Annotated in this window: 22 protein-coding genes; 8 read left to right on the top strand and 14 right to left on the bottom strand. The window is 53.7% G+C overall.

What is annotated here, in order from left to right; translation table 11 throughout:
- Nucleotides 1-7: 7 nt before the first annotated feature.
- Nucleotides 8-1,390, bottom strand: coding sequence for an amino acid permease (locus QNN88_RS05780; RefSeq protein ID WP_414239377.1), 1,383 nt, complete (start codon nucleotides 1,388-1,390; stop codon nucleotides 8-10).
- 349 nt (nucleotides 1,391-1,739) lie between these two features.
- Complete coding sequence (gene ydgH, locus QNN88_RS05775; RefSeq protein ID WP_414239376.1) at nucleotides 1,740-2,684, bottom strand: DUF1471 family protein YdgH; 945 nt, start codon at nucleotides 2,682-2,684, stop codon at nucleotides 1,740-1,742.
- Between the two features lie 526 nt (nucleotides 2,685-3,210).
- Here ydgH and pntA point away from each other — a divergent pair.
- Nucleotides 3,211-4,740 carry a Re/Si-specific NAD(P)(+) transhydrogenase subunit alpha gene (gene pntA / locus QNN88_RS05770; protein WP_414239375.1) on the top strand — a complete coding sequence of 510 codons (1,530 nt, stop codon included), beginning with the start codon at nucleotides 3,211-3,213 and terminating at the stop codon, nucleotides 4,738-4,740.
- 10 nt (nucleotides 4,741-4,750) lie between these two features.
- On the top strand, nucleotides 4,751-6,139 hold the full coding sequence (gene pntB, locus QNN88_RS05765) for a Re/Si-specific NAD(P)(+) transhydrogenase subunit beta (RefSeq protein WP_414239374.1): 1,389 nt from the start codon (nucleotides 4,751-4,753) through the stop codon (nucleotides 6,137-6,139).
- A 47-nt stretch (nucleotides 6,140-6,186) separates the two neighbouring features.
- On the opposite strand, the gene QNN88_RS05760 is transcribed toward pntB, so the two are convergent.
- Complete coding sequence (locus QNN88_RS05760; RefSeq protein WP_414239373.1) at nucleotides 6,187-7,221, bottom strand: AI-2E family transporter; 1,035 nt, start codon at nucleotides 7,219-7,221, stop codon at nucleotides 6,187-6,189.
- A gap of 413 nt (nucleotides 7,222-7,634) precedes the next feature.
- Between QNN88_RS05760 and mdtJ the strand changes: the two genes are divergently transcribed.
- Complete coding sequence (gene mdtJ, locus QNN88_RS05755) at nucleotides 7,635-8,000, top strand: multidrug/spermidine efflux SMR transporter subunit MdtJ (RefSeq protein WP_414239793.1); 366 nt, start codon at nucleotides 7,635-7,637, stop codon at nucleotides 7,998-8,000.
- Nucleotides 7,987-8,316: a multidrug/spermidine efflux SMR transporter subunit MdtI gene (gene mdtI / locus QNN88_RS05750; protein WP_414239372.1), complete on the top strand. Its 330-nt coding sequence runs from the start codon at nucleotides 7,987-7,989 to the stop codon at nucleotides 8,314-8,316. The genes mdtJ and mdtI overlap by 14 nt, the downstream gene beginning before the upstream one ends.
- A 36-nt stretch (nucleotides 8,317-8,352) precedes the next feature.
- Here the strand turns inward: mdtI and QNN88_RS05745 are convergent, their stop codons facing one another.
- The 4 genes from QNN88_RS05745 to QNN88_RS05730 form a co-directional block, all read right to left on the bottom strand.
- On the bottom strand, nucleotides 8,353-9,174 hold the full coding sequence (locus QNN88_RS05745) for a trypsin-like serine peptidase (protein WP_414239371.1): 822 nt from the start codon (nucleotides 9,172-9,174) through the stop codon (nucleotides 8,353-8,355).
- 101 nt (nucleotides 9,175-9,275) lie between these two features.
- The gene (locus QNN88_RS05740; protein ID WP_414239792.1) at nucleotides 9,276-9,356 is read right to left on the bottom strand and encodes a hypothetical protein; all 81 of its coding nucleotides are present in this window, start codon (nucleotides 9,354-9,356) and stop codon (nucleotides 9,276-9,278) included.
- Between the two features lie 95 nt (nucleotides 9,357-9,451).
- Nucleotides 9,452-9,775, bottom strand: coding sequence for an acid resistance repetitive basic protein Asr (gene asr, locus QNN88_RS05735; RefSeq protein ID WP_414239791.1), 324 nt, complete (start codon nucleotides 9,773-9,775; stop codon nucleotides 9,452-9,454).
- Nucleotides 9,776-9,924: 149 nt separating this feature from the next.
- Complete coding sequence (locus QNN88_RS05730) at nucleotides 9,925-11,409, bottom strand: carboxypeptidase M32 (protein ID WP_414239370.1); 1,485 nt, start codon at nucleotides 11,407-11,409, stop codon at nucleotides 9,925-9,927.
- A gap of 53 nt (nucleotides 11,410-11,462) precedes the next feature.
- On the opposite strand from QNN88_RS05730, the gene QNN88_RS05725 reads away from it, so the two are divergent.
- Nucleotides 11,463-11,633: a KPN_01571 family protein gene (locus tag QNN88_RS05725; protein ID WP_414239369.1), complete on the top strand. Its 171-nt coding sequence runs from the start codon at nucleotides 11,463-11,465 to the stop codon at nucleotides 11,631-11,633.
- 53 nt (nucleotides 11,634-11,686) lie between these two features.
- Here the strand turns inward: QNN88_RS05725 and QNN88_RS05720 are convergent, their stop codons facing one another.
- Entirely contained in the window at nucleotides 11,687-12,940 is a 1,254-nt protein-coding gene (locus tag QNN88_RS05720) for an MFS transporter (protein ID WP_414239368.1), read from the bottom strand.
- 121 nt (nucleotides 12,941-13,061) lie between these two features.
- Between QNN88_RS05720 and QNN88_RS05715 the strand changes: the two genes are divergently transcribed.
- From QNN88_RS05715 to bioD, 3 genes are all read left to right on the top strand, one after another.
- Nucleotides 13,062-13,961, top strand: coding sequence for a LysR family transcriptional regulator (locus QNN88_RS05715; RefSeq protein WP_414239367.1), 900 nt, complete (start codon nucleotides 13,062-13,064; stop codon nucleotides 13,959-13,961).
- 128 nt (nucleotides 13,962-14,089) lie between these two features.
- Complete coding sequence (gene mlc / locus QNN88_RS05710; RefSeq protein WP_414239366.1) at nucleotides 14,090-15,310, top strand: sugar metabolism global transcriptional regulator Mlc; 1,221 nt, start codon at nucleotides 14,090-14,092, stop codon at nucleotides 15,308-15,310.
- Nucleotides 15,311-15,435: 125 nt separating this feature from the next.
- On the top strand, nucleotides 15,436-16,131 hold the full coding sequence (bioD, locus tag QNN88_RS05705) for a dethiobiotin synthase (RefSeq protein WP_414239365.1): 696 nt from the start codon (nucleotides 15,436-15,438) through the stop codon (nucleotides 16,129-16,131).
- Between the two features lie 52 nt (nucleotides 16,132-16,183).
- Here the strand turns inward: bioD and osmV are convergent, their stop codons facing one another.
- From osmV to QNN88_RS05675, 6 genes are all read right to left on the bottom strand, one after another.
- Nucleotides 16,184-17,332: an osmoprotectant ABC transporter ATP-binding protein OsmV gene (gene osmV / locus QNN88_RS05700; protein ID WP_414239364.1), complete on the bottom strand. Its 1,149-nt coding sequence runs from the start codon at nucleotides 17,330-17,332 to the stop codon at nucleotides 16,184-16,186.
- Nucleotides 17,332-17,979 carry an osmoprotectant ABC transporter permease OsmW gene (osmW, locus tag QNN88_RS05695; protein ID WP_414239363.1) on the bottom strand — a complete coding sequence of 216 codons (648 nt, stop codon included), beginning with the start codon at nucleotides 17,977-17,979 and terminating at the stop codon, nucleotides 17,332-17,334. The genes osmV and osmW overlap by 1 nt, the downstream gene beginning before the upstream one ends.
- Nucleotides 17,980-17,988: 9 nt before the next feature.
- Nucleotides 17,989-18,891, bottom strand: a complete 903-nt coding sequence (gene osmX, locus QNN88_RS05690; protein ID WP_414239362.1) for an osmoprotectant ABC transporter substrate-binding protein OsmX — start codon at nucleotides 18,889-18,891, stop codon at nucleotides 17,989-17,991.
- A gap of 28 nt (nucleotides 18,892-18,919) precedes the next feature.
- Nucleotides 18,920-19,630 (bottom strand): osmoprotectant ABC transporter permease OsmY, encoded by a 711-nt coding sequence (gene osmY / locus QNN88_RS05685; RefSeq protein WP_414239361.1) that lies wholly within the window; start codon nucleotides 19,628-19,630, stop codon nucleotides 18,920-18,922.
- A 293-nt stretch (nucleotides 19,631-19,923) separates the two neighbouring features.
- The gene (dmsD, locus tag QNN88_RS05680; RefSeq protein WP_414239360.1) at nucleotides 19,924-20,538 is read right to left on the bottom strand and encodes a Tat proofreading chaperone DmsD; all 615 of its coding nucleotides are present in this window, start codon (nucleotides 20,536-20,538) and stop codon (nucleotides 19,924-19,926) included.
- Between the two features lie 42 nt (nucleotides 20,539-20,580).
- Nucleotides 20,581-21,431 (bottom strand): dimethyl sulfoxide reductase anchor subunit family protein (locus QNN88_RS05675; protein WP_414239359.1); only part of this gene is annotated, 851 nt, incomplete at its 5' end.

The following is a 21,431-nucleotide window of genomic DNA, read 5'->3' as shown; positions in this document are numbered from 1 at the left end:
GGTGCGTTTACCCCACCAGCAGCCAGGTCGCCGGTACGGCGGCAACCAGCAACAGACCAATCAGAACCATTTCCTGTCGGTTCAACACGTTATCATGCGTATGCGTTTTGCGTGCATACAGGAACACCAGCAGACCCGGCGCATAAAGCACCACGGAGAGCAGCAGGTGCATCGGGCCAGAGGCGTACAATAACCATAAGCCATAAATGCACGCACCGACACCTACCGCCTGATGAAGCGGACGGGTGGCGATTTTCAGCAGGAAGGCGCCGACGAGGAAATAGGGGACCAGAATCATCTCTGAGGCGATGGTCAGCAGTGTGTTGTAATCCGAACCGGTTAGCCAGATCAGCACCAGACAGACCTGAACGCAGAGGTTGGTGAGCCACAGCGAAGCCGATGGCGCGCCTTGCACATTCTGACGGGCAAAAATGCGTGGGAAGGCCTTATGCGTTGAGGCAAGGAACGGGACTTCCGCCGCCATAATCGTCCAGCTCAGATAGGCACCACAAACGGAGACAATCAGCCCCGCGGCAATGATAATCTCACCCCACGGTCCCATCATTTTGACCATCAGGCCCGCCATTGACGGGTTACGGATTTCTGCCAGTTCTGGACGGGCAACCACGCCAAGCGAGAGCAGGGTGACCAGCAGATAAACGGCAAGCGCGGAGAGCACCGCCAGCAGCGTAGCGCGACCCACATCATGCTTGTTGCGTGCCCGCGCTGAAACCACCACCGCACCTTCCACACCGATGAAAACCCACAGCGTGATGAGCATTGTGTTCTTAACCTGTTCCCAGACCGGGACGCCCAGCGCGAGACCGGTAAAGTCGAGGCTAAAGACTTCAAGCTTAAACGCCATAAAGGCCAGCAGGATAAACAGACCGAGCGGCAGCAATTTAGCCAGCGTCGCCACCAGATTGATGCTGGCTGCCGTCTGCACACCGCGTAGCACCAGAAAGTGCACCACCCACAGCAGCACCGAGGCGCCCACGATGGCCTGCCAGGTATTGCCGTCGCCAAACAGACGCAACGACGGCGTATCGGTAAAGAAGCTGAGGGCAGAGAAAACGATGACGAGGTAGGAGACGTTGGCAATTACTGCGCATAACCAATAACCCCAGGCAGAACAAAAACCGATCAGCTCACCGAAGCCTTCGCGGGCATAGGTGAAGATACCACCGTCAAGTTCGGGGCGAATACGGGTCAGAATCAACATGGCAAACGCCAGCAGCAATATCCCGGCCCCGGTAATCGCCCAGCCGATAAGTAATGCCGACGGGCTGGCGACAGCGGCCATATTCTGCGGCAGACTGAAAACACCTGCGCCAAGCATTGAGCTTAAAACCAGCGCGGTGAGCGCGCTCAGTCCCAGTTTTTTTTCCATGGTTATCCCGTGGTACAAACGATCGATGGAGAATAATTATTGTGGCAAAGCGCATAAAAATGGTGAAAGCCACTAAGGCGCGGGATTTTACGGAGAGAAGAGACTGCATGCAATGGCAAGCGGGATATTTGTGACTAATAAAGCGAAAGGCGGCATAAAGCCGCCTTGAGAGTGATGACAAACCGCATTCCAACACAGGATAAGCAGAGATCACCTCATTAAAAACAAGGAAAATCAATTTATTGATTTTCGGCTGATAACCACAAAGAAGGAAAAACCACGTTTTATCCTTCTTTGTCAGCAGTCAGAAGGCGGCATAAAGCCGCCTTATTTTTACAACCGGAGCGCGTTACTTATACAGATCGGCGCTGATGGTCATGTTATTACCACGTTCCTGCCACTGGCGGGTGATGTGATAATACTTAGCCCCTTGCTTCGCGGCACGCTTAGCGACCTGATAAGAGACATCGGTCATGCTGCTGTAATTGCCAGTGAACTTGATACTGTCGAACGGTACCATCATCGCTGCGGTGGCTTTATTGAGTTCTTCGACCTTGGTGCCATCCGGAAGGGTGACAGTGTAACGTCCGCCTTTAGTGGATTGTGTTTCGAAGAAACGGCCCACTTCAGAACTCGGAGACGCGGTGGTGGCGACGCCTGGAATTTCGACGTTCTTCGCGGCTTCACCGCCGGCGGCTAACGCGGCGCGACCAGCATCAGAATCTGCCGGGATCGCATCAGGGCTCTGCACTACGCGTTTCTTCGCATCTTCTTTGTAGATAAAGGCGGTTATACGCTGGTTGCCACCCTGGTTTGCATCAATCTGACGCACGATATAGAAGGAGTACGCGCCTTTTTCACGTGCAGCTTTGGTGATGGCGTCATTGACTTCCGGCTGGCTACGGTAGAAACCCTGTACCGTAACGGTATCAAACGGTTCCAGCATCACCGCTTCTGATTTCGGCAATTCCACCACGCCATTGATTACGCGGTTTTTGCTGACTTCCGCTTTCTCGGCGTCGGCTTTGTAGAAGTCTGCAACAACACGCCAGTTACCGCTGTTACCAAAATCAGATGTATCAACGACATAAAATGAGGCGGCGCCTTCTTTATCTGCGCGGCGGTTAACGGCCTTCACCGCATCGCCAATCGCATTAAAACGGCCTGTGACCGTGACACGGTCGTAAGGTTTCAGTGCTGCCGCTTGCTCCGGCGTCAATTCTGTTGCTGCGTTTACGGAAAAAGCCGTCGCAGAAAGAAGTGCGGACGCCAGGAGAGTGTTCTTAAGCTTCATAAAAATAATCCTTCGCCTTGCGCAAACCAGGTACTGGTATTGTTATTGACTAGAAACGTGGCTGATTATTGCATTTAAACCCGGTGACTGTCTGCGTGATTTTTCAATCGACACAGCAGATGAGGTCACAAGGTCGATAACAAATTATGATATGTCGAAAAAATGGTCATTTCACAGTAAAAACTGATGAACAGACTGAATTTTATAAGTTAATTTAATGTTAATTAGTTGATCTGCGGTGGCGCTTAATCATGTTTTGCTGCGTTCTCTGAGCGATTTATGGGCCTTTCGTAGGGAATTGGAGGTCATTATCCCGGCCAGAGGGCTGAATCGTTCCTGTTTTGCTGATAAACCGACAAATACTGTTTTTTGGCGCTAGATCACAGGCGCTATTTTCAGTACGTTATATGGAGTTTGTTACTGTTTTATTTTACCGGGGTAACCTATACCTCCTGCGTGGAATTGCCTGTGTAATTTCACGTTAACTGGCAAACCATCATCAAAAATACCGATGGAAGGGAACATTATGCGAATTGGCATACCAAAAGAACGGTTTACCAATGAAACCCGTGTAGCAGCAACGCCGAAAACGGTTGAGCAACTGCTAAAGCTGGGTTTCACCGTCGCGGTAGAGAGCGGCGCGGGTGGACTGGCGAGTTTTGACGATAAGGCTTTTGTAGAAGCGGGCGCGGAAATTGTCGATAGCAGCGCAGTCTGGCAATCAGAGATCATTCTGAAGGTCAACGCACCTGAAGATGAGGAAATTCCGTTACTCAATCCGGGCACCACGCTGATTAGTTTCATCTGGCCTGCGCAGAATCCAGAGTTAATGCAAAAGCTCGCCGAGCGTAATGTCACGGTGATGGCGATGGATTCCGTTCCGCGTATTTCACGTGCGCAGTCGCTGGATGCCTTAAGCTCAATGGCGAATATTGCCGGTTATCGGGCGATCGTGGAAGCAGCGCACGAGTTTGGTCGCTTCTTTACCGGGCAAATCACCGCGGCGGGTAAAGTGCCGCCTGCCAAGGTTATGGTGATTGGGGCAGGGGTTGCGGGTCTTGCCGCCATTGGTGCGGCGAACAGCCTGGGCGCAATTGTGCGTGCCTTTGATACCCGCCCGGAAGTCAAAGAGCAGGTCCAGAGTATGGGCGCTGAATTCCTTGAACTGGATTTCAAAGAGGAAGCGGGCAGCGGTGACGGTTACGCCAAAGTGATGTCCGAAGCGTTTATCAAAGCGGAAATGGCGCTGTTTGCCGCACAGGCAAAAGAGGTCGACATTATTGTCACTACCGCGTTGATCCCGGGCAAACCGGCACCGAAGCTGATCACCCGTGAAATGGTTGATTCGATGAAAGCGGGCAGTGTCATTGTCGATCTGGCCGCCCAAAACGGTGGTAACTGTGAATACACGGTTGCCAATCAGGTCACAACCACGGCTAACGGTGTTAAGGTGATCGGCTATACCGACTTGCCTGGGCGTCTGCCGACACAGTCTTCGCAACTCTACGGCACCAACCTCGTTAATCTGCTCAAACTACTGTGCAAAGAGAAAGACGGTAATATCACCGTTGATTTCGATGACGTGGTCGTGCGTGGCGTAACGGTGGTGCGTGACGGTGAAATTACCTGGCCTGCGCCGCCGATCCAGGTGTCTGCGCAGCCACAGGCCGCCGCGAAAGCCGCGCCGGTCGCAAAAGAGCCGGAGAAACCGGCATCGCCGTGGCGTAAATACGCGCTGATGGCGCTGGTGATCATTCTGTTCGGCTGGCTGGCAGACGTCGCGCCAAAAGAGTTCCTCGGTCACTTTACGGTGTTTGCCCTGTCCTGCGTGGTGGGCTACTACGTGGTCTGGAACGTTTCTCATGCTCTACATACGCCGCTGATGTCCGTGACCAACGCCATTTCAGGGATCATCGTGGTTGGCGCGTTATTGCAGATTGGCCAGGGCGGCTGGGTTAGCTTCCTGAGCTTTATCGCGGTACTGATTGCCAGCATCAATATTTTCGGTGGCTTCACCGTGACTCAGCGCATGCTGAAAATGTTCCGGAAAAACTAAGGGGTAACACATGTCTGGAGGATTAGTTACAGCTGCATACATTGTTGCCGCGATCCTGTTTATTTTCAGCCTGGCGGGACTTTCAAAACATGAAACGTCTCAGCAGGGTAACAACTTCGGTATTGCCGGGATGGCGATTGCGCTGATTGCCACGATTTTTGGCCCGGATACAGGCAACGTTGCCTGGATTCTGGTGGCGATGATCATTGGCGGCGCGATTGGTATTCGTCTGGCGAAGAAAGTCGAAATGACCGAAATGCCGGAACTGGTGGCGATTCTGCACAGCTTTGTTGGTCTGGCGGCGGTGCTGGTCGGCTTTAACAGCTATCTGTATCACGAAGCGGGCCTTGAGCCGATTCTGGTCAATATTCACCTGACCGAAGTGTTCCTGGGCATCTTCATCGGTGCGGTGACCTTCACCGGTTCGGTGGTGGCGTTTGGCAAACTGCGCGGCAAGATCTCTTCTAAACCGCTGATGCTGCCGAATCGTCACAAAATGAACCTCGCAGCGCTGGTGGTCTCTTTCCTGCTGCTGGTGGTCTTTGTCCGTACCGAAAGCGTGGGGCTGCAGGTTCTGGCGCTGTTGGTGATGACCATTATCGCGCTGGCATTTGGCTGGCATCTGGTTGCCTCCATCGGCGGTGCGGATATGCCGGTCGTAGTCTCTATGCTGAACTCCTACTCCGGTTGGGCGGCAGCGGCGGCGGGCTTTATGCTGAGCAACGACCTGCTGATCGTGACCGGTGCGCTGGTGGGTTCTTCGGGGGCGATTCTGTCTTACATCATGTGTAAGGCGATGAACCGCTCATTCATCAGCGTGATTGCAGGAGGATTTGGTACAGATGGTACGGCCTCCAGTGGCGATGAAGAAGTGGGTGAACATCGTGAGATCAGTGCGGAAGAGACCGCAGAGATGCTGAAAAACTCACAAACGGTGATCATCACTCCGGGCTACGGCATGGCGGTCGCGCAGGCGCAATATCCGGTGGCGGAAATTACCGAGAAACTGCGTGCGCGCGGCATCAAGGTCCGTTTTGGCATCCACCCGGTGGCGGGACGTTTGCCAGGCCACATGAACGTACTGCTGGCGGAAGCGAAAGTGCCTTATGACATCGTGCTGGAAATGGACGAAATCAACGATGATTTCGCCGATACTGACACCGTGCTGGTCATTGGTGCGAACGATACCGTCAACCCGGCGGCGCAGGATGATCCAAACAGCCCGATTGCCGGTATGCCCGTGCTGGAAGTCTGGAAAGCGCAGAACGTTATCGTTTTCAAACGCTCAATGAATACCGGTTACGCCGGCGTGCAGAACCCGCTGTTCTTTAAAGAGAACACCCATATGCTGTTTGGCGATGCCAAAGCCAGCGTGGATGCGATTCTGAAATCGCTGTAATCGGCGTATAAGTGAAACGGCCTCTGCGCAGGCCGTTTCTATTTTCATCACTCTTTGTTTGCGTCGCCTAGCAGGATGGCGATACTTTGCCCGCCAACAGATTGTTCCAGTGCAATCTTGACGATAATGGTCAGCGGTACTGACAACAGCATACCCACCGGACCTAACAGCCAACCCCAGAAGATCAACGACAAAAACACCACCAGTGTAGACAGCCCCAGACCACGTCCCATGATGCGAGGCTCAAGGATATTACCAAACACCAGGTTGATGATGAGATAACCCGCCAGCACCACCAGCGCATCGTACAGGCCGCCAAACGCCAGCACCTGGATGATAGGGGGGATCGCAGCCAGCACCGAACCGATATTCGGGATATAGTTCAGCGCAAAGGCCAGCAATCCCCAGATAAAGGCGAAACGGACATCCAGCGCGGACAGCATGCCCCAGACGATCAGCCCGGTGACCAGACTGATTGCCGTTTTCAGCACCAGATAATGCGATACGCTATCAATGGCGCGTTGAATGGCCGCCATCCCTTCAACTGGACGGATCATGATTTGCTGAAATTTAGTGGGCAGTTGCGGCACTTCCAGCAACATAAATACCACCGTCAGCAGTAGCAAAAATATTGACGACATGGCATTAGTTAACTGCGTCAACAAATTGGTGATAAGCGTCATGGCCGCATTGGGATCGATGTACTTCACCATCTCATCCACAGAAACACCGATCCCCAGTCGAACGAGCCAGGGCTCGAGATTTTTCAGGGGGATGACCAGTGAGGAACGATATTGGGGCAGCGTGCGCGCCAGTTCGTTAAGAGACGTTCCGAGGTAGGCCAGCAGAAGGACCATCGCCATAACGATAATGATCACCAGTAAAGAGATCGCCAGCACGCGGGGAACGCGCAGTTTCACCATCCGCTGTACCAGAGGGTTAAGGACAACGGCAATAAACAGGGCCAGAATAAAGGGAACAATAATATCCGCCGCAAAACGGATACCGGTAAGAATGATCACCAGCATTCCCAGCATAATGACGATCTTGAGACCGTTTAGCGTGATGATTGGTTTTGCCATGGAGCGTCCTGTATTTTTTTGCTTGCCGCGTATAATAATGTGATTGCTGTCGAGTCGTCCCGAAAAAAATCAACCGATTCGGGTAAAGAAGTGAAAAGGTTTTGAGTTAATTCCTGGCCTATGGTACAAATCAGGCGTGTTCAACTACCGAGGACAATTATCATCCGCGATGACGAGAAGCAACACTGCGGATAATTGTAATATTATGGACAATATGTTCAGGACGTTTTTTTCTACCCAAACTCTTCTTCGCACTTCCTCCTCTTTCCTGCTGGCAGGTGAGCAGCACTGGCGTAACGCGCTGTAGTCCCTTCTTCTGTCGAGCTAACGCTGCGCGTTTAGCTAACTGATTTTATTTTCTGGTTTGCTGCATCCGGCAAGCCCAAAGGATTATATTCTCAAGCAGGAGAAGTATCATGTTTTACTGGATTTTATTAGGTCTGGCGATTGCCGCTGAAATTACCGGCACATTGTCGATGAAATGGGCAAGCGTGAGCGAGGGTCACAGCGGATTTATTTTAATGCTGGTGATGATCGCGGCCTCCTATATTTTTCTCTCTTTTGCCGTAAAAAAAATTGCCCTTGGTGTGGCGTATGCCCTGTGGGAAGGTATCGGTATTTTATTTATTACGCTGTTTAGCGTGCTGTTATTTGACGAACCCTTGTCGGTGATGAAAATTGCCGGGTTGGTGACGCTGGTTCTGGGGATTGTGTTGATTAAATCCGGTACCCGCAAACCACGTAAGTCAGCGAAAGAGGTGTCCCATGCAACAGTTTGAATGGGTTCACGCCGCCTGGCTTGGGATGGCGATCGTGCTGGAAATCGTGGCTAACGTCTTTTTAAAATTCTCTGACGGTTTTCGCCGCAAACTGTACGGCATTCTCTCGCTGGTTGCGGTTCTCGCCGCGTTTAGTGCGCTTTCTCAGGCGGTAAAAGGCATTGATCTGTCCGTGGCGTATGCGCTGTGGGGTGGATTTGGTATCGCCGCGACGCTGGCCGCTGGCTGGATACTGTTTGGTCAGCGTTTAAATCACAAAGGCTGGATCGGCGTCATCCTGCTGCTCGCAGGCATGGTGATGATTAAGCTCGCGTGACGTCCTGCTGCCCGCGGTGGCGGGCAGCGTGAAATCCTATTGCTGCTCCGCCAGCGTCGCCAGTTTGTCCCGAAAACCGGTGACTGAAATTGCCCGATTATCTGCCCGCCAGCGATCCTTTGCCGCTGGCGCGGAACTCTGTACGCCAATCAACTGCCAGCCCGCCTCGGTTTTCAACATAAGCGGTGAGCCGCTGTCGCCCGGCAGGGTGTCACACTGATGTGATAAAACAGAATTTTGCGCCCAGCCGGTGACGATACAATCCTGATGAGAATAGAGCGTATCCAGATGATCTTCCGGGTATCCTGACTGCGTCACTTTACGCCCCGCATCCTTGAGCGCAGCAGTCAGCGCGGCTTTATCACCCTCAAAAAGCGGTAACGGCGTGATGCCGGAAGGGGGATAGCGCAAAACAATGAGACCAAAATCCCACGGTGCGGCAGCCGGCGGCACAATCCAGCCGTCACCATCGGGTTTGAGACGCTTTCCCAGACCCGCATCAACCCGACCCTCAATACCATGTATTTCGTAACGCCAGAGCCCTTTTTGCGAGATAAAGCGCAGCACCATGGCTTTATCCGGTTTCCCTTTAGGGGGCGTTAACAGGCAGTGTCCGGCGGTAAGCGCCAGATGCGGGGAGATCAACGTCGCGGTGCACAGGTTTCCGCTGGCGGTTTCCAGTTGCCCGATAGCATCCCACGGCGATTGCGTAGGATTGCTCACCGGCGCGCGATCGTCCTGACCAAAAAATAACGTTTTGACTTCACTGGTTCCGGTATCCGCCTCAGGCTTATCCGCATGCGCAATACCCGATGAAAAGCACAACGAACCCAGTAATACAGCAACGGTTTTACGCATATCACACTCTGTGTGGGTAATTATGATTATTAAAAGAGAACCCTCAGCCATAACTATAGACGCAACGGTGGGAAAGTGAGAGTAAAATCAGAGTACTACGATCAGGAAAGATAAAAGCGGGCTGTTATGAGGGCACATAAAATAAGCGTGATAAGAATGAACTCAAAACGATAACGGCGCACCCTGTTACCTCCGAAAAGACGGCGCTAAACCGGAAAGGCGTTCAGCGCCGTTGAAGAATGGCGCGAGGGGGCGCGCCAGTTTACCGTTTCAGGACTTAAGCGGCGGGTTGAGCTGCAGGTTTAGCGGCCAGCTTTTGGCTGTGTTTTTTGGTGTGCTTTTTCGCGGCTTGTGCCTTTTGCTCTGGCGCTTTTTGCTCAGTGGTGGCCTGGGCTTTTTTCGGGTGTTTTTTAGCGGCCTGCGCTTTTTGTTCAGGCGCTTTCTGGGTAGTCGCTTTGTGATGTTTTTTATGGTGGGTAATTTTTGCCGGAGCCGCTTTTGCAGCAGGTGCGGCAGCCGGTGCTGTTGTTGTGTCAGCGGCAAACGCAGCAGAAGACAGACCCATAGCAGCGGCAACAACCAGAGCTAATACTTTTTTCATTCTCATACCCTCGATTTGGTTTTTCATTCAACCCCACTGCGGGGCCGTTGAAATGACTATATCGCTGGAATGAAAGGGCTTCCGTGAGTCATTGGTTTCGGCGTGTAACGATATGTACAAAGCCGGGCACAGCGGCCCGGCAAGGTTATTTACAAATAGCGAGATTCAAGATGGGCGCGGAAATGGCGGCTGCTCAGGGCTTCTCCTGTCGCCTGAGTGATCAATTGCTCCGTAGTAAAGCGACTGCCGTGCTGCCAGATATTCTGGCGCAGCCAGTCAAACAGCGCACTGAAATCGCCATCGGCAATCTGCTGACTGAGCCCCGGTAACGCGCGATTCGCGGCGCTGAACAACTGTGCGGCATACATCGCGCCCAATGTGTAAGAAGGGAAGTAGCCAAACCCGCCATCGGTCCAGTGAATATCCTGCATGCAGCCGTCGCGATAATTCCCTTTTGTCGACAAGCCCAGCCATGCCTGCATTTTTTCATCCCACAAAGCCGGAATATCCTCCACCTCAATGTCGCCATTGATTAAGGCGCGTTCAATTTCATAGCGCAGGATGACGTGTGCCGGGTAGCTGACCTCATCTGCATCCACGCGGATAAAACCGGGTTTTACCCGCTGGTTCCAGGCGATAAAGTTTTGTTCTTCAAAGGCGGGCTGATCGCCAAAATGGCGCTTCACGGCAGGTAGCAACTGCCTTAAAAACGCATTGCTGCGACCTACCTGCATTTCAAAAAACAGGCTCTGGGATTCGTGGATCGCGGTGGAGCGGGCAAGGGCAACCGGTTGACCCAGCCAGTTACGCGGCAGGTTTTGCTCATAGCGGGCGTGTCCGGTTTCGTGAATCACGCCAAACAGGGCGCTGAGTAACTCGTTTTCGTCATAGCGTGTCGTGATCCGCACATCTTCCGGCACGCCGCCGCAGAATGGATGCGCGCTGATATCCAGGCGACCGGCGTTAAAATCAAAACCGAGCACAGACATCGTCTCCAGCCCCAGCTCGCGCTGAATGGCTGTCGGGAAGGGACCGACGGGGGCCACCAACGACTGTTTCGATTGTCTGGCAACCACGCGGCTGAGCAGGTCCGGCAGCCATGATTTGAGATCGGCAAACAGGCTATCCAGTTGTGCGCTGGTCATGTCCGGCTCGTAAATATCCAGCAGTGCGTCATAGGGCGAACAACCTTTCACCTCGGCGCGCAGTCTGGCCTCTTCGCGGCTCAATTTCACGACTTCTTTTAAATTCGCAGAGAATCCCTGCCAGTCGTTGGCAGGACGCTGGCTGCGCCAGGCGTGCTCGCAGCGACTCCCGGCGAGAGATTTGGCCTCTACCAGCGACGCCGGTAAAAGCGCGGCCTGGGTATGCAGTCGCGTCATTTCCCGCAGGTTGGCCTGCTCCACATCATTGAGATCCTCCGCGGCAGCAGCGGCAAGCCATTGCGCCACTTTCGGTTCGGTCAGGACGTGATGTTCCAGTACGCTCAGTTCTGCCAGCGCTTCACCCCGTGCTGCGCTGCCGCCTGGCGGCATCATGGTAAACATATCCCAACTGGCGATGGCAGAAAGGTGAGAGAAGCGGGAGAGCCGCAGGAAGGTATGAGCAAGTTGTTGATAGTTTTTGTTATCCATGTAACCTCTTCGACAAAACGGGCAGGTTGAGCTCCCCACCATAATGGGTAGTTATGTTAATCGATAGCCTTTTTTATAGTAGCCGACGGGAACATCGTACCCGTTCAATAACAATAAACACACACAGCAAAATGAATCCACTCCACTGGGTTGTCTTTGCTCTTCTGGCGCTGGATGCCGTCAGAGAATTGATGGGGTATTCATCAATCTTAGGAATTTGGTAACCACTGTTGGTCGAGAGACGAGAAGCCCGGTGACCCCGGGCTTTTCTTTCAGGCTAGACGTGAAGACGATGATGCAGACGTGTACCAACCAGAATGGCCAACACCAGCATCATCGCGATAAATCCCCCGACGCCATTCCAGCCATAGTTATGCCAGAACACGCCACCGAGCGTACCGGCGATACTGGATCCCAGATAGTAACTGAACAGATACAGCGAAGAGGCCTGGCCTTTGGCGCGACGCGCACGCGGACCAATCCAGCTACTGGCGACAGAGTGAGCGCCAAAGAAACCCGCAGAAAAGAGCAGCATGCCGGCGAAAATCAGCCACAGCGAACTGAATAAGGTCATTAGCAGACCGATCAGCATCACGGCGGTGGAGAAGAGCATTACCGGGCCGCGCCCGTAGCGCACTGTCATCGAACCGGCTTTCGGCGAACTCCAGGTACCGGTCAGATAGGCGACAGAAAGCAAGCCTACCACCGCCTGGCTGAGTTCCCACGGTGAAAGCATCAGGCGATAGCCGATGTAATTAAACAGGGTGACAAACGACCCCATCAGCAGAAAACCTTCGGCAAACAACAGCGGCAGCCCCTGATCGCGCCAGTGGAGTCGGAAGTTAATAAACAGTGTTTTGGGGCGCAGCGACGTCGGACGGAAATGGCGTGATTCCGGCAGGATTTTCCAGAACATCAGGGCCGATGCCAGTGCGAAGCAGCCAATGGCAGCCAGCGCAATGCGCCAGCTAAAGAAATCAGTAAACACACCGCTGATTAAACGTCCACTCATCCCGCCAATCGAGTTTCCGCTGATGTACAACCCCATTGAGAACGCGACGAAGCTGGGATGGATCTCCTCACTCAGATAGGTCATCCCAACCGCCGCCACGCCGCTGAGTGAAAGGCCAATCAGCGCACGCATCACCAGAATGCCGTGCCAACTGGTCATCATCGTTGAAAGTAGCGTACAGCAGGAAGCGAGGAGCAGCGCGGTCACCATGACCGGTTTGCGCCCAATGGCATCCGATAGCGGGCCGGTAAACAGCAGGCCAACGGCTAACATGCCAGTGGAGATCGACAGTGAAATACTGCTGCTGGCGGGGGACACGCCAAACTCATGGGACAGCACCGGCAAAATAGGCTGAACGCAGTAAAGCAGGGCGAAGGTCGCCAGTCCGGCAGAAAAGAGCGCCAGCGTGACGCGCATGAAGGCAGAAGTACCGCGTTGAATAAACTGAACCGGCTGAGAAATGCGTTGGTCGTCAATATCGCTCGCCGTGGCGTCATTGACTGTAGTTGTACGACTCACTGGAAATCCTTGCGCAACAAACCCGTGTTTTGAGGGGACGGGCATAACCTTGTTAAATAGAGTAGGAAAACCCAAATATTCTGTCTAATATATTAATAGTCTTAAATAATACTTTTAAAATATGAATATTGAACTGCGTCACCTTCGCTACTTCGTCGCTGTGGCGGAAGAACTGCACTTTGGGCGCGCCGCGGCCCGGCTGAACATCTCGCAGCCGCCGCTAAGCCAGCAAATTCAGATGCTTGAGCAACAGGTCGGCGCACGTCTGCTCGCGCGAACGAACCGTAGCGTCGCGTTGACCGCCGCAGGCAGGCAGTTTCTTGCCGACAGCCGCCAGATCCTTGGCCTGGTCAACGATGCCGCCGCCCGTGCGGAGCGTCTGCATCAGGGTGAGGCCGGAGAACTGCGAATCGGCTTTACCTCCTCGGCGCCGTTTATCCGTGCGGTGTCGGATACCCTGTCGCTGTTCCGGCAGCAATACCCGGGCATGCATTTGCAGACCCGTGAAATGAACACCCGCGAGCAGCTGGCACCGTTGAGTGAAGGGGCGCTGGATCTGGGGCTGATGCGCAATACGCCGTTACCAGAGAGCTTACATCATGAGGTGATTTTGCATGAACCGCTGATGGCGATGATCCCGCGAGTGTATCCGTTGTCGCAAAAGCCGGTGGTCACGCTGGCTGAACTGGCGAAAGAACCGTTTGTCTTCTTTGATCCGCACGTTGGAACCGGTCTTTATGACGATATCCTCGGCATGATGCGCCGCTATCAGTTGACACCCATGATTACTCAGGAAGTCGGTGAGGCAATGACCATTATCGGACTGGTCGCTGCCGGCCTGGGCGTGTCGATACTGCCGGCGTCGTTTAAAAAAGTGCAGCTCAATGAGATGTGCTGGGTACCGATTGCGGAAGACGATGCCGTCTCGGAAATGTGGCTGGTCTGGTCGGCGCATCATGAACAGAGTCAGGCGGCGCTGCGCTTTCGGCAGCAACTCATTCAGGCCGTCAGGCGTGCTTAAATTAATTTAATAACGACTGAAAATGTGCAGTTAATCACACGGCTAAGTAAAAAGTTGACGTTGTGTATTGAAGTACTTCACCATAGCCTACAGATTATTTCGGAGCGCGAAAATAAAGGGAGTCAGAGGTGGTTGCTGATAGTCAGCCTGGGCACATCGATCAAATAAAGCAGACCAATGCGGGGGCCGTTTACCGCCTGATTGATCAGCTGGGACCGGTATCGCGTATTGATCTTTCGCGTCTTGCGCAGCTGGCGCCCGCCAGCATCACAAAGATAGTGCGCGAAATGCTTGAAGCGCACCTGGTCCAGGAACTGGAGATTAAAGAAGCCGGTAGTCGTGGACGCCCTGCGGTCGGTCTGGTTGTGGAAACAGAAGCCTGGCACTATTTATCCCTTCGTATCAGTCGTGGGGAAATTTTTCTCGCCCTGCGCGATCTCAGCAGCAAACTGGTGGTGGAAGAGTGTCTTGAACTGCCGCTGAATGATGAGATGCCGCTGTTGACGCGTATTCTTACGCTGGTCGATCAGTTTTTTATTCGCCATCAGCAAAAGCTCGAACGTCTGACCTCTATTGCCATTACCTTACCCGGTATTATCGATACCGAGAACGGGATCGTGCATCGCATGCCGTTTTATGCCGATGTGAAAGAGATGCCGCTTGGCGATACGCTCGCGCAACACACCGGTGTGCCGGTCTATATTCAGCATGATATCAGCGCCTGGACGATGGCAGAGGCGCTTTTTGGCGCGTCTCGCGGTGCACGAGATGTGATTCAGGTAGTTATCGATCATAACGTCGGGGCCGGGGTGATCACCGACGGTCATTTACTGCATGCGGGCAGCAGCAGCCTGGTGGAGATTGGTCATACCCAGGTCGATCCTTACGGAAAGCGCTGCTACTGCGGCAACCATGGCTGCCTGGAAACCATTGCCAGTGTGGAAAGCGTGCTGGAACTGGCGCAACTGCGACTGACGCAATCCATGAGCTCCATGCTCCACGGCCAGCCGTTGACGGTCGATTCGCTGTGTCAGGCGGCGATACAGGGCGATCTGTTGGCTAAAGACATTATTAGCGGCGTGGGAACCCACGTCGGCCGTATCCTCGCTATCATGGTTAATCTGTTTAACCCGCAAAAAATACTGATTGGATCGCCGCTCAACCAGGCGGCTGATGTGTTGTTCCCGGCCATTGCGGACAGCATTCGTCAGCAGGCGCTACCGGCCTACAGCAAAAATATGGTTGTGGAGAGCACGCAGTTTTCTAATCAGGGAACAATGGCAGGGGCCGCGCTGGTAAAAGACGCGATGTATAATGGTTCTTTGTTGATTCGTCTATTACAGGGTTAACATTTTTAAACTGTTCTACCAAAAATTGCGCTAACTCAAGCTGATTCTACCTGGCATACCTTAGACTTTCTCCACTGTATTATTTTCCTGGCTTATATTTTCGAAGCATAACGGTGGAGTTGGTGATGCTGAAGCGTTTCTTTATTACAGGTACAGACACTTCTGTCGGGAAGACGGTTGTTTCCCGCGCATTGCTACAAGCGTTAGCATCGGGTGGTAAAAGCGTAGCGGGATATAAACCGGTCGCGAAGGGCAGCAAAGAAACCCCTGAAGGGTTGCGCAACCGGGATGCGCTGGTACTGCAAAACGTATCAACGCTGGATTTACCCTATGAGGTCGTGAACCCCATCGCACTCAGCGAAGATGAAAGTAGCGTAGCCCATAGTTGCCCGATCAATTACACCTTACTGTCTAACGGGCTGGCTAGTCTGAGCGAGAAAGTTGATCACGTTGTGGTTGAAGGCACCGGCGGCTGGCGCAGCCTGATGAACGATCTGCGTCCATTATCCGAATGGGTGGTGCAGGAACAATTACCGGTATTGATGGTAGTGGGGATTCAGGAAGGTTGCATTAATCATGCGCTACTGACAGCCCAGGCCATTGCTAACGACGGCTTACCGCTGCTCGGCTGGGTCGCCAACCGTATCAACCCGGGTCTGGCGCACTATGCGGAAATTATCGATGTTCTCAGCAAAAAGCTGCCTGCGCCTTTGATTGGTGAACTGCCTTATTTGCCGCGTGCCGAGCAGCGTGAGCTGGGGCAGTATATTCGTCTCTCAATGCTGGGGAGCGCGCTGTCAGTAGACAGAATCTCTGCCTGATGGGCACATTATAAAAACGGGGAGTCCTGATGGCTCCCCTTTTTTTTCGCAATTAATTGCTTTCGTGAATGTTCAGCGCCCGGCGGGTGCGTCCCGAGCTGAGATAATCGGCAATATAATCCTGTGAGATCTCGCCGTTGTAGCGGCCATCCTCGTCAACGATCGGCATCCAGCTGGTATTACTTTCATACAGTTTAGACAGCACAATACGCAGGTTATCTTCGGCCTTGCCGGTAATGCGGAAGGGATGAAGAATATCGGCGCAGGTGCCGGTAGCCTGTCGCGCTTCGCGGCGTTTCACAAAGCCCAGCGGTTTACCATCGACATCGACCACGGTAATCGCGCGAATATCATGGTCATCCATAATGCCAAAGGCGTCATTCAGCGACGTAGAGGGTCTGGCGGTCAGCGTCGGTTGCTGATCGGTCACGTCGCCCGCCGAAACCAGCAGCAGACGCTTGAGCGTGCGGTCCTGACCGACGAATGAGCCGACGAAATCGTTGGCGGGTTTGGCAAGCAACTCATCCGGGCTGGCGCACTGGACGATGCGCCCCTGGCGAAAGACGGCAATGCGATCGCCGAGCTTCAGGGCTTCATCGATATCATGGCTCACCAGCATCACGGTTTTTTTCAGTGCGCGCTGCATGTCAAGGAACTGATTCTGAATGACTTCGCGGTTGATGGGGTCGACGGCGCCAAACGGCTCATCCATCAGCAGAACCGGCGGATCCGCTGCCAGGGCGCGAATGACACCAATACGCTGCTGCTGACCACCGGACATCTCTTTCGGATAGCGATGCAGAAACTTCTTCGCATCCAGCGCCACCATTTCCATCAGCTCTTCGGCACGGCTTTTACAACGGGCTTTGTCCCAGCCCAGCATACGTGGAACGACCGTGATGTTCTCTTCAATTGTCATATTTGGAAACAGGCCAATCTGCTGGATCACATAGCCAATGTTGCGGCGCAGGGTCACGGTATCCATCTGATTGGTATTTTCGCCGTTAATCAGAATGTTGCCGCTACTTGGCGTAATCAGGCGGTTAATCATCTTCAGGGTAGTGGTCTTGCCGCAGCCCGACGGCCCCAGCAATACGCACATTTCGCCTTCTGGTACGTTCAGATTGACGTTATCGACGGCCTTCAGCGGCTGTCCCTTTTTCTGCGAAAATTGTTTGGTGAGGTTTTCCAGTTTTATCATTATCGTATCCCCTTAGGTGTCAGGACGACTTGCAGGCGGTGTAACAGCCAGTCGAGCACAATGGCTAAAAGACAAATCATTAATGCGCCGGCAACAAGCATACGGATGTCGCTGCCGCCGATGCCGTTCAGTAACAGTAATCCCAGACCACCAGCGCCAATGACCGCAGCAATCGCCATTACGCCGATATTCATAACCACCGCAGTGCGGATCCCACCGAAAATTACCGGTAGTGCCATCGGGATCTCCACCCAGCGCAGACGCTGCCAGAACGTCATGCCAATTCCGCGGCCCGCTTCACGTAAGCCAGGCGGAATACTGTCCAGCGCGGTATGGGTGTTTCGCACGATAGGCAACAGCGAGTAAAGAAACACGGCGGTAATTGCAGGCAGTGCGCCAATACCGTGACCGATCAGCGAAAACAGGGGGATCATCAGGCCGAACAGGGCGATGGAGGGAATCGTCAGCAGCAGCGTGGCGATACTCAGAACCGGGGTTGCCAGCCATTTGTGGCGGACAATCAGGATCCCCAACGGCACGCCAATCACAATCGCCAGCCCAACCGCCAGCGCCACCAGCCAAAGATGCTGAAAAGTGAGCGTCGCCAGATAACCTGCGTTCTCTGTCATGTAGTGAATCGTATCCATATGCGCTCCTTACAGCAGGTTCTTTTGTTGCAGGAATTCACGAGCGACCTGCTGCGGTGACTGATGATCGATGTCGACCTTCGCATTCAGGGTGCTGATCACGTCATTGTTCAACTGAGCAGAGAGGGTATTGAGCGCCTCGGCGAGTCCCGGATTGGCCTCAAGCGTATCTTTGCGCACCACAGGCGTGACAGCGTAACTTGGGAAGAAACCTTTATCATCTTCCAGTACTTTGAGATCAAAACCCTTCACGCGACCGTCAGTGGTGTAGATGAGACCAGCGTCTACGAAGCCATCACGCACGGCGTTGTAGACCAGTCCGGGGTCCATCTGACGGATTTGCGGTCGGTCGAGATCCATCTGATAGGCCTGCTGCAACGGTTTCATCCCGTCGCTGCGTCCGGCAAACTCCAGGTCGAGTCCCAACAGCCAGTTGTTATCGGGATCGGTCTGGCGGATATGTTCAATTTTCGCCACCATCTCTGACATAGTATTGATGTTCTCCGCTTCGGCACGCTTGCGTTGCATGGCGAAGGCGTAGGTGTTGTTCATCTCTGCCGGTTTCAGCCAGACCAGGCCCAGTTTGGCATCAAGACGTTTTACCGTGTCGTACGACTCCTGCGGGCTCATACGCTTATTGATGTGGTTGAAAATAATCAGTGACGTGCCGGTGTATTCCCACGTCATATCAATCTGCTTATTGATCATCGCATTACGTGAGATCACTGTGGCGATATTGGTCTGCGGCTGAACCTGAAATCCTTTTTTTTGCAGATACTGAACGGTCATGGCCGAGAGAATGTGCTGCTCGGTAAAACTTTTGGTTGCCAGAATAAGGGGAGCCGCCTGGGCCTGTGTGCTGATGAACAGTGCGGCGGCGAGCCATCCCAGCCATTTTTTCGTATGTTTCATTGATCGCTCCTTGTTTTTATCGTTGCCATCAGGCCGTGTGCGGGCTCATAACACGCCCAAGCCAGGCGAGCAGGCAGTCGAGGATCAGGGCGAACAGTGCAGTAGCGGTGGCACCCAGAATCAATGTCGGGAAGTCGTTAAGATAGATGCCAGGGAAAATCAGTTCGCCGTAGCTGCTGGCGCCAATCAGAAACGCCAGCGGGGCCGTACCCACGTTAATCGCCGTGGCAATGCGGATCCCGGAAAGCATCACTGGCCAGGCATTGGGGATTTCGACCTGACGCAACCGTTGCCATTTCGTCATACCAATGCCGTTTGCCGCTTCAATCAGTGACGGCGGAACAGAACGCAGCCCCGTATAGGTGTTACGTACAATAGGCAGTAGTGACGCCAGAAACAGCGCAATGATGGCAGGCAGGTCGCCAATCCCGATAACGACCATTGCCAGCGCGAGAACGGCCAGCGGAGGTAACGTATTGCCAATATTGAAAATCTGCATGACATATTCGGCAACGCCTCTGGCGGCGGGGCGACTGAGCACGATACCGCCTGGAATGCCGACCAGCAGGGCGAAGAACATTGAGGTAAGGACTAAAATCAGGTGCTGTTGACCGAGATAAAGTAAATCGACCTGACGCGCTTTCAGGGTGTCTATGCCAATTCCCCAGACCAGCAGCGTCAGTAGCAGAATGATGACAAAACTAAAGCCCAGCACGCGTGTTAACGTGGATGTGTGCATTGCAGTGTGTCTCCCTGTTTGCATGCGTTATGGCGGCGAAAAATCGTCGCATGTTGTTATGCCATGTTTCGGCAGGGTGTTTTGAGCTATAGCAACAGGTTGGGAAGGATTCCAGCGTGGCGGTAAATTAGATTCGCAGACGATGAATCGCCAAAAGCAATTGAGCCTTATGGCGTAAAGGTTAAGCCGGGTATGTAAAGAATTGTCTTAAAAACCTGAAATAAAAGTGACGGTGTAACATTTTAGGATAATGCAGATAGCAGAAAAGGCAGGAAAAACCTGCCTTCAGAAGTTTAGCGGTACAGCGTTTTTTCTGCCACCGGCGTGAGCAACTGAGACCGCCACTGTGCCAGGGTGTGATGGGCCAGTTTACCGAGCGCCTGGTAAAAAGGATGCCCAGCGTTCTCAATAAATACCTCAAGAAAGCGCGATGACCAGGGAAACAGATGCCACGCCAGCAGTTGTTCACATTCGCGGTGTCGACCGCTTTCAGCCAGCCATGCCGCCATCAGCAACAATGAGCCAAAATGATCCTCGGGTTCATTTTGCTCTGTCTCGACGTGAATACCGTTATCGCGCATCCACTGACGCAGGGCCAGCGTGGACTCGCCAAACAGGACATTTTCACGATCTAACCAGACGGATCCCCAGGGCGGTGACGGTAACGCATACGGCCCCACGAAAAGACGCTGGAATGCCTCGGGAAGGGATTCTTCGCTGTCGCGTGTAAAATCAGTCGCCAGCGGGGCCAGTGTCTCTGCTGCCAGCGGCCATTGTGCCTGCCAGCCATCAGCGGTTAACGCCGACACCAGCGGAGTGGCTTCGGCGCTGTCGGGGGCGTAGTAAAACAGAGCCCCGAGCACGCGTGCCGTCATCGCAAAATCATCACGTTGAGTAAAATCAGTCATCTGAAACATCCTGAAAAGTGCGGGTTTCCCCGCACGGATTCGTTAACCTGCCACCGCCATACCGACGGTCATATGCAGGCCATAAAACAGGCCGCGGCCAATGATTTCGCCGCCGAGCACGAGGAGCAACCCTAACAGCAACCCGGCGACATGCGGTTCTTTACGGCGCACCAGCGGGCATATCCAGCAGCCGAGACCGGCGGCAAGCAGCACTACGCGCCATACCTGCAAAGAGGCATAATCCGGCACCAGCGCAGAAGCCTGCTGAACCGAACTGTGAATCGTCGCCAGCGACATGCCTTGCAGGACGATAACCGCTACGCTGACCAGCAGCGCCAGCACGCTGATACTGGCGAACAGGGTTCCATTAAAGGTGACGCGGGACGCCCGCAGCAGTAATGCTGCGAACAGGGGGCCGCTAAGCAACACCGTCATGAAGAACGCCAGTGTCGTATAGCCAGTATACCAGGTCGGCACCGTATCGATCAGGTAAACGCGGGTCATTGCCCATACGAAGACGATCCCCAGTACCATGCTGACCAGCAGCCAGAGTTTGCCCAGTGCGGGTGGCATTTTACCCAGAACGGCGATCAGCCACCAGATTCCGCCTACGGCGAAAAAGAGGGAACCCGCGGCGATTTCATTGCTCAACCCGGATGCGCCAATGCGGTTGAGTGAGTTGAATGCCCGCATCGGCGATCCCAGGTGCATGATGGATGCCAGGAAACCCAGCCCCATTACCAGCCAGAGAAAGAACATGCTGCGAACCAGACGCTGCCGGGCGGCAGCATCGTCTTTCATCGCCAACCAGCCTGCTCCACAGACAATCAGCGCGCCCACGACGCACTGGCCGAGTACCGTAAACAGCACCAGCGGCCATTCATGCCATCCAT

It is taken from the genome of Citrobacter sp. ANG330, from assembly GCF_047467925.1.
Lineage (GTDB): Bacteria > Pseudomonadota > Gammaproteobacteria > Enterobacterales > Enterobacteriaceae > Citrobacter_A > Citrobacter_A amalonaticus_G.
Note: the sequence above shows the minus strand (reverse complement) of the source record. Positions and strands in the feature narration are given on the sequence as shown.

Coding starts and splice junctions, on each gene's coding strand:
- QNN88_RS05725 (WP_414239369.1), top strand. CDS start 11,463: ATGTTAATCGATAGCCTTTTTTATAGTAGCCGACGGGAACATCGTACC.
- osmV (WP_414239364.1), bottom strand. CDS start 17,332: ATGATAAAACTGGAAAACCTCACCAAACAATTTTCGCAGAAAAAGGGA.
- pntA (WP_414239375.1), top strand. CDS start 3,211: ATGCGAATTGGCATACCAAAAGAACGGTTTACCAATGAAACCCGTGTA.
- QNN88_RS05715 (WP_414239367.1), top strand. CDS start 13,062: ATGAATATTGAACTGCGTCACCTTCGCTACTTCGTCGCTGTGGCGGAA.
- QNN88_RS05730 (WP_414239370.1), bottom strand. CDS start 11,409: ATGGATAACAAAAACTATCAACAACTTGCTCATACCTTCCTGCGGCTC.
- QNN88_RS05745 (WP_414239371.1), bottom strand. CDS start 9,174: ATGCGTAAAACCGTTGCTGTATTACTGGGTTCGTTGTGCTTTTCATCG.
- mdtI (WP_414239372.1), top strand. CDS start 7,987: ATGCAACAGTTTGAATGGGTTCACGCCGCCTGGCTTGGGATGGCGATC.
- QNN88_RS05780 (WP_414239377.1), bottom strand. CDS start 1,390: ATGGAAAAAAAACTGGGACTGAGCGCGCTCACCGCGCTGGTTTTAAGC.
- asr (WP_414239791.1), bottom strand. CDS start 9,775: ATGAAAAAAGTATTAGCTCTGGTTGTTGCCGCTGCTATGGGTCTGTCT.
- bioD (WP_414239365.1), top strand. CDS start 15,436: ATGCTGAAGCGTTTCTTTATTACAGGTACAGACACTTCTGTCGGGAAG.
- dmsD (WP_414239360.1), bottom strand. CDS start 20,538: ATGACTGATTTTACTCAACGTGATGATTTTGCGATGACGGCACGCGTG.
- osmX (WP_414239362.1), bottom strand. CDS start 18,891: ATGAAACATACGAAAAAATGGCTGGGATGGCTCGCCGCCGCACTGTTC.
- ydgH (WP_414239376.1), bottom strand. CDS start 2,684: ATGAAGCTTAAGAACACTCTCCTGGCGTCCGCACTTCTTTCTGCGACG.
- pntB (WP_414239374.1), top strand. CDS start 4,751: ATGTCTGGAGGATTAGTTACAGCTGCATACATTGTTGCCGCGATCCTG.
- QNN88_RS05760 (WP_414239373.1), bottom strand. CDS start 7,221: ATGGCAAAACCAATCATCACGCTAAACGGTCTCAAGATCGTCATTATG.
- osmW (WP_414239363.1), bottom strand. CDS start 17,979: ATGGATACGATTCACTACATGACAGAGAACGCAGGTTATCTGGCGACG.
- osmY (WP_414239361.1), bottom strand. CDS start 19,630: ATGCACACATCCACGTTAACACGCGTGCTGGGCTTTAGTTTTGTCATC.